Below are 6,975 nucleotides of genomic sequence, written 5' to 3' on the forward strand. Positions count from 1 at the left end.
GTTCCCGGCATCACAAAGCGGGGTTTGTAGCTGCGAGCGACGCGGCGAGCAGACTTGCGACCGAGATCCGGTGGGGCGTGGCAGGGCCTGGCGCCGCAACTCGCCTGCCAGAAGCCGGATAATTGAATCATTCAATATCGCGCCATTTAACTCAAGTCACGGTGACCTGATTTGACCCGCGATTGAACCGGTCCTGCCGCGGCGCGCGCCCGCCCAATGGTCGACGCACAGCAGCTTGGTGCCGTAGACCTGATGCGCCGAGGGGGCTTTGACGTCGTGGTCCGTTGATCGTGGTCGGATTCCGGCGAATGCGAACAACGGCCGAACCACACGACACCTTGATCCTGGTCGGCTTGCGCGTCGCCTCTCAACTCACGTGGCCCCTATCATGGTTCCGTCCGAAGCGCCGCTTAATGGCTTGGACAAACGGAAACACGAGGACGCGCGCAACTCTTCCCGCACCGAAGCAATAACGCGCTGGCGACGGACCGTCCTATTGATCGGTGCCGGGGACGGAGGCCCTCCGACCGTCTCGGAGGGGAGCGCGGCCTTCGCGCGGGCACGACAGCCATCACAAAGAAAATGTTGATCAGCAGCCATACCCCGAAAATGAGCAGGATAGTACGCACAAGGAAGCGAGCATAAACCGGAGCCCGTCGCGAGGAGCCACCTTTGCGCAGCCGGGCGAAAACGGCCTCGACATCCACCTCACTGGGACGCCGACACCATCGGATCCCAGCGCATCTAGGGACACAAAGAATCAGTCGAAGCCTGGTCCGGTGCAAAACTCGGGTCTGTGCGGTTTCAGACCTTGATGTACCTTTGATGGCACCCTGGGTGGACCTGCGGCAAGGTCGGAATGACGAGGCCTCGCGCCGCGACCACCGGCCCGTCCATCCAAAGTTGGTCCCACGCGCGACCGTGGCTATGCACCGCACGGTGAATACGCGGCTAACTAACAATTAGGAGAACCAATATATTGTTTCCGTGGTTGAATCATCCGTCATCCCGGAAAGCAAGGTTACTGTTTGCGTCGAGGATGAGTTTAGAACCTGAGCCAAGATGATGAAGGACCTCAGGCGACGATTGGAAAAGCTCCGCGCGGACGCCAGAGACTTTGCTCTTATGAGTCAGTCGGCGACGGATGCCGAAAAGCGCGCGCTCTTTCAACGCTTGGCGGATGAACTCGCCTTCGAAGCTCTTGAGCTTGAGGTCATCGTAAAACAACAAGGGCACTCGGATTCCAGCGAGCAGCACGAGGTCGTGGAATTTAAGCCATCCGCTCAGAAGAAGCGCGGCTGATGCGGAAAGAGGCTGGGCGGTCGGCTTGTCTTCCTTATCCGTCCCGCGCCCTGAACGATTTTGAGCATAGCTTCCACCAACGGCCGCTAAGGCACCTTCGCCTCATCCCATTGCGCGTGGATCCAGACGTCGCGCGGTTCATCAGCTCGGTCAGCTCGACCCGCGGGGCCGGCCACGTCCCAGGCGGCGTCCTCGCTCAAGCATTTGAGCGCAAGTCGCAGCATCCGGAGCTGCACCTCGCTCAGATCGTGCAAGGTGACGATCGGCATCGCAGCCGCCCAGCAGCTCGGTCTCGGCGAGGTACCAGCGCCCAGCCGGACACCAACCCGTCGCGCGGCATCGACGACAAGGGGAAGAACGAAACCGCACATCGCGATGTTGCATCGGACCGCCTTGGCAAGAACTAAGACGCGGACTCATAAAGACGCAGCCATAGCCTGATCGACGCGAGCTGAACGAAGGCAAGGTAGTTGGCGGCCAGCCTGTCGTACCGCGTCGCCACCCGACGACATTGTTTGATCCGGTTGAAGAACCGCTCAACCCGGTTGCGAGCGCGGTGGAGATATGGGCTGAAGCAGATCGGATCGCTGCGATTGCTCTTCGGCGGGATGTTGGCCCACGCGCGCCCTTCTTCATGGCAAGCTCCCTGATCCAGTCCGCGTCATAGCCACGGTCCGCAAGCAACATTGACCCGGATGTCAGACGAGACAGCAGTTTTCCGGCAAGTCGAACGTCATTGGCCTCACCGGGGCTCAGCGCCAACCGTACCGGCAGACCATTGCTGTCGACCACCGCATGGATTTTGCTCGTCAAACCGCCGCGGGACCTTCCCATCGATTGGCGCTGGTTCCTTGCGATGCAGGCTCCATGCTGATGTACGCGGACAATGGAGGTGTCGATCATCTGGGTAGCGGCATCATGGGCAGTGGCAAGCGCTTCTATGATGCGGCCCCAGACGCCAGCCCGCCGCCGCCTGACGAAGCGGTTGTAGCAAGTGGTGTATGGCCCAAACGCCGCCGGCAGATCACGCCAGGGTGCTCCTGATCGAAGGATCCAGAAGATGCCATTCAGGACCCGTCTGTCGTTCACCCGGGGGACGCCACGCGGCTTGTTCGGCAGCATCGGCTTGATGGCGGTCCATTCATAGTCAGCGAGTTCGTAGCGCATGATTCGAGCTCCAGTTCGTGAGTTTGAATCACGACAATCCGGCCAAACGCAACGCTCATGGGCAGACACAGGTACGGCGCTTTTGGACAGGAACGGACATCAACCATCCCGCACTCTGTGCCAAAACTGTCGAAAATGACCCAAAGCAGTCGTTGCTGGAAATCAACAGGATTGAATGCTCCACCAACCGGGCCGCAATGCCGGGGCAACCGGGACATCGTCAGAGTGCGATTGTTTCCTCGACTACATGTTTCAGCGCCGTCCCCTCAGCCGACAGGGTCATTCGCAGTTTGAGCTTGCCATCTTTCACCGCCCCGCTGCGCACTAGGTTCTCAATTTCACGCTGCGATGTAACTCCGACATGCTTCAGAAATTTACGGATAGCCATATTGAAGCGGTCTTCATCGAACTCGGCGGTCATGGCTGTTCTCCCTGGTCGGTCAGGCGATGTCTAACACGAGGCGAGCAAAGACCCAACATCGAGGCCCAACTCGCGTCACCGCCGACTTCCTCCTCAACCTGATTGCCTACAACGTCGGCCCGGAGCTGAAGACTACACCCGAGGCGGCGCAAGGTCGGCCGTTTGAGGTGGACCGGGCACGGCTGGCGCTGTCGCCGACCGCCGCTTGTGACCCATGGCGGAAGTAAAATATTCCTTCGAAGACCGCTGAAGTCATCTTCCATTTGTTCGGTTTTGGCGATTACACTGTTGCACTCGTATGGTACCCATTTTTTTGCACGGAGAGATTTCATGACCTTGTCAGACGTCACCCGCCGCAGATTGATCGGCAGTCTCGCGGCCGGAGTAAGCGCGGTCTCGGTAGCTTCATCAAGCATCAGCAGCGCACGTGCTCAATCCCCGCAAAAGACTTTTGTTCTTATTGGCGGAGCCTTTTACGGAGCTTGGTGTTGGCATCGCGTCACCGAGAGGCTCGAAAAGCAGGGCCACAAAGTCTATGCGCTTACGCTTACGGGATTGGCAGAACGCTCGCATCTCCTCAGCAGAGACATAAATCTCGACACGCACATCACGGACATCGCAAATCTGGTCGAATGGGAAGACCTCACAGACATTTGCCTCGTTGCCCATTCGTATGCCGGATGTCCCGCATCGGGCGCGCTTGAGCGCGTCGGAAACCGTGTGTCATCTATCGTCTGGGTTGATGCAATAAAGCCCGCCGACGGGGAGTCATTCCGAGACTTGGTCTCCTTCCCGATAGAGGAGGGTGCAATCAGCCGTCCGGCTCCCAAAGCGCTCCCCCCGACGGCCTTTAGCGACCCCAAAGACGTTGCTTGGGTTCTATCGAAGGTAACTCCTCAACCGATTGGCACATGGCTGCAACCTGTGAAGCTCTCCGGCGCACGCGAAAAGGTCGCGAAGAAAACCTACATCCGCTTACCCAAATTCCAGTTAGCGGCCTTGGACAAAGCGGCAGGGGAGTGCAAGTCCGATAATTCTTGGACCGTCCTCGAAAACGCGACGTCCGGCCACTCCGTTATGATCGCCGAGCCGGATTGGTTGACTGACGTGCTGGTGAAAGCAGCGTGAGATTGATCTGATCAGGAACGACTTCCTGGGCTGCCATAATTAAAATTGTAGCCGAGCGATCCGTCTCGCTCGGCTTGCGAGTAGCCAGTGTACGAACGACTTCCACACATGGCCCGTGACCGACCTCAGTTAGAGCGCTGCGAGGGCCGCTTCCGGGAGATGAGCCGACCCGATCATGCAAGCCGCCGAGGGCTGCCTTTGACCCATTGCCGAAATCGGCGGCGTTGAGGCAAACTCCTCGACGGTTGACCAAGGTCCACGCGGCACCATGGATATCGGCACCCGCGTGATAGAAACCGCGCCCCCCGCACCCTGGTCGTCACCGTCTCAACCGGAAGTCCCTCCATTGAGGCGCCGACGGAGCTTCCCGATGATCTCGCGCAGGCTGTGCGCATATTCCTCGATGATGCGTCGAGCCTCCTCCGCGCGCGAAGGCTTGGGCTCTGGCGCTTCTTTACCCGGGCTTGGCTTGTCAGACGGGTTCATGGCCAGCTGCTCGCAGAGACACAAACGCGGCCGTTGAGATGAATCAAAGGACCGCCGCTTCTCACAGTGCTCAGGTCGAATCGGCCCCTGGGAGTTCATGACAAAATAAAGCCCGGCTGGGGATCGGGACCCAGCCGGGCCTTGTTGAAGACTGGGCTGTTGGAGAAGGACGGCCCAGTGATCAACACAATGGACAGGCTCGCCCGCGCCTTCCTTGATCTACGTCAAGGCACCCGTATCAGAAGGCGTGCTCGATTCCACCGCATGAAGAAGCCAGACTTGGCATTGTGCGCCACGGTCCAACGCAAGGAGCAAGCCATGATAAATCTGAAAGTTCTTGGCGCGGTCGTTATTGCGGCATCCACCCTGTCCAACTCTGCTGCACTGGCGCAGGCGGCTCTCTCGAATCCGGACGAATGCCAAGCTGAATTCGCCAGCTGCACGGGTCTTGGAACCGGGACTACCCCGGTCTATCGATATCGGCGAACGGCGTATCGCCACCCGGTGGCGGCGGCTGCAACCGTCGGCGGCTGGGGCAATTCCTACGCTATGTCCGGCGGGACGGGGTCCGGCGGCATGGGCTACGGCCCCAACGGCTGGTACGGCAACTGGAGTACGTATGCTACCCGCAACGGCATCACCTGCAGGCCCGGCACCTCGTTCAAGGGTGCTGACGGTCTCCCGCATCTCTGCCAATAGGTCATCCGCTAGAGGCTGAATCAGGCGGCCCCAAAGGAGCCGTCTGATTCATGCGGGACTGTGGTTCTCGTCCTGAGTGGGCCAACGCGGAGGGTGCTAGGCGGCGCTTGTCTGCCAGCTGATGGCCGCTTCTGGCCCCAAGCCGAAGAGGTTCAGCCGCCGTGATGTCCGCTGTCGCTAAACCGGACGCCAAGATGCACTTGGCTCGACCGGCGCTTTTGACCCTGAGCTGACATCGGCTCGCGACTACGAGGTTCGATCTCCACCTTTCTCGCTCCTGTCTCGTCGTAAAGTGCTAGGCTTTGGTGGTCGGTCAGGTTTTCCCGCGAGGGGGCACATGCGACGGCGCGAGTTCATTACGCTTTTCGCTGGCACGGCGGCGACATGGCCACTCGCGGCGCATGCGCAGCAGCCGGCAAGGATGAAGCGGATCGCTTTCGTTCACCCGGGAATGAAAGTCGGCGAAATGAGCCTGAGTGGTCCACCGCAATACCGCGCTTTTTTCGAGGAGCTAAGCCGCCTTGGCTACGTCGAGGGCCAAGACCTGGCGATAGGTCGCTACTCTGGAGAAGGTCGACCCGAACGCTATTCCGAATTGGTTCGGGATGTGGTCAACACTCTGCCATTCGGAAGCTGATAGGTTAGATCATATAAAGTGTGGTCCTCGTAGGGAGGGACGCATGGGACGGCGCGAACTAATTACCCTTGTAGGTGCCGCGATTATATGGCCATTCGCGGCTCAAGGTCAGCAATCCAAAAAGCTGTGGCGGCTTGGCTACGTCGGTACCGGCGGATTGGGCGATCAATTACTAGAGGCGTTCACGGGGAAACTCGGCGCTCTGGGACATGTCCAAGGGAGGGATATTGTCTTAAGCCGACGTATTGTGACGCCGGACGCAAAGACGATCGAACTTACCATCACGAAACTGCTCCCTGAGATCGATATTCTGGTCGTATGGGGAACGATTGGTGGGGTGGCAGCGAAGCGCGTTACCTCTGATACTCCTACCGTGTTTCTTTCGGTCGGGGCTCCTGTCGACATTGGATTGGTTCAAAGTCTGTCGCATCCCGGCAGCAACATGACTGGCGTAACGTTTGAAGCGGCCATTGAAACCTATGCGAAGCGATTACAGTTGCTGAAGGAGGTCGTTCCGAATTGCGAAAGGATCGCTGTTTTGGCCGCTCAAGGCGACCCCAATGTTGTGTTCGCTATGAAGTCGCTTGCGCGGGCGGCCCCCACCATGAATGTAGAACTGACTATTTTTTACGTCGAGACTGCAGATGATCTGCGCACCGCATTCGATCAGATACAACAAGCTGACGTCAGCGGTTTGATCATCATCGCGGGCTTGCTCACTTCCATAAACTCAAAACCGATCGCTGAACTCTCCCTCGCCCACCGGATACCAACTTGCCATGGGTTTCGAGAGGCGGTCGTCGCTGGAGGCTTGATCAGCTTGGGGCCAGATCTCTTTGCGATAGCAAAGCAGGGCGCGGTTTATGTTGATAAGATCATTCGGGGAGCACGGCCTGCTGATCTTCCAGTCGAACAACCAGACCGATACGAAATTTACATCAACCTAAACACAGCCAAATTGCTCGGACTCCAAGTTCCTGCGCCACTTCTTGCCCGCGCCGACAACGTGATTGAGTAATTCCAACCCAACCTTTGCTACCGAGGGGTAGGTCCGGTAGTGGCCCGAAGGCGAAGATCGCCATCGTGTCCGGCACGTCGGCAGTCGGGGCCAGAGCGGACATCGAGAAGACGCGGG

The 6,975-nt window shown here is 58.8% G+C and carries 8 protein-coding genes; 5 read left to right on the top strand and 3 right to left on the bottom strand.

Annotated elements, in window-relative coordinates; all coding sequences use genetic code 11:
• The first annotated feature begins 1,062 nt into the window (after positions 1 to 1,062).
• Positions 1,063 to 1,302: a hypothetical protein gene (locus AC0L3A_RS29555; RefSeq protein ID WP_246649391.1), complete on the top strand. Its 240-nt coding sequence runs from the start codon at positions 1,063 to 1,065 to the stop codon at positions 1,300 to 1,302.
• Between the two features lie 86 nt (positions 1,303 to 1,388).
• Here the strand turns inward: AC0L3A_RS29555 and AC0L3A_RS29560 are convergent, their stop codons facing one another.
• From AC0L3A_RS29560 to AC0L3A_RS29570, 3 genes are all read right to left on the bottom strand, one after another.
• Positions 1,389 to 1,571: a hypothetical protein gene (locus AC0L3A_RS29560; RefSeq protein WP_198288338.1), complete on the bottom strand. Its 183-nt coding sequence runs from the start codon at positions 1,569 to 1,571 to the stop codon at positions 1,389 to 1,391.
• A 134-nt stretch (positions 1,572 to 1,705) separates the two neighbouring features.
• Positions 1,706 to 2,469, bottom strand: a protein-coding gene (locus AC0L3A_RS29565) for an IS5 family transposase (protein WP_473255672.1) whose coding sequence is annotated in 2 segments (ribosomal slippage) — positions 1,706 to 1,924 and positions 1,927 to 2,469 — 762 coding nt in all. Because the reading frame shifts where the segments join, the coding sequence is not laid out codon by codon here.
• Positions 2,470 to 2,689: 220 nt separating this feature from the next.
• A complete protein-coding gene (locus AC0L3A_RS29570; protein WP_354172211.1) occupies positions 2,690 to 2,890 on the bottom strand; it encodes a DUF6494 family protein in 201 nt (66 codons plus the stop codon).
• A gap of 330 nt (positions 2,891 to 3,220) precedes the next feature.
• Here AC0L3A_RS29570 and AC0L3A_RS29575 point away from each other — a divergent pair, with 330 nt between their 5' ends.
• The 4 genes from AC0L3A_RS29575 to AC0L3A_RS29590 all read left to right on the top strand — a co-directional run bounded on the left by AC0L3A_RS29575 (position 3,221) and on the right by AC0L3A_RS29590 (position 6,858).
• Positions 3,221 to 4,018, top strand: a complete 798-nt coding sequence (locus tag AC0L3A_RS29575) for an alpha/beta fold hydrolase (protein ID WP_007595392.1) — start codon at positions 3,221 to 3,223, stop codon at positions 4,016 to 4,018.
• Between the two features lie 663 nt (positions 4,019 to 4,681).
• Positions 4,682 to 5,203, top strand: coding sequence for a hypothetical protein (locus AC0L3A_RS29580; RefSeq protein ID WP_473255673.1), 522 nt, complete (start codon positions 4,682 to 4,684; stop codon positions 5,201 to 5,203).
• Between the two features lie 337 nt (positions 5,204 to 5,540).
• Positions 5,541 to 5,840 (top strand): hypothetical protein, encoded by a 300-nt coding sequence (locus tag AC0L3A_RS29585; RefSeq protein WP_473255674.1) that lies wholly within the window; start codon positions 5,541 to 5,543, stop codon positions 5,838 to 5,840.
• A 43-nt stretch (positions 5,841 to 5,883) separates the two neighbouring features.
• The gene (locus AC0L3A_RS29590) at positions 5,884 to 6,858 is read left to right on the top strand and encodes an ABC transporter substrate-binding protein (RefSeq protein WP_473255675.1); all 975 of its coding nucleotides are present in this window, start codon (positions 5,884 to 5,886) and stop codon (positions 6,856 to 6,858) included.
• Positions 6,859 to 6,975 lie beyond the last annotated feature (117 nt).

The organism is Bradyrhizobium sp. MI1.3 (assembly GCF_055811695.1).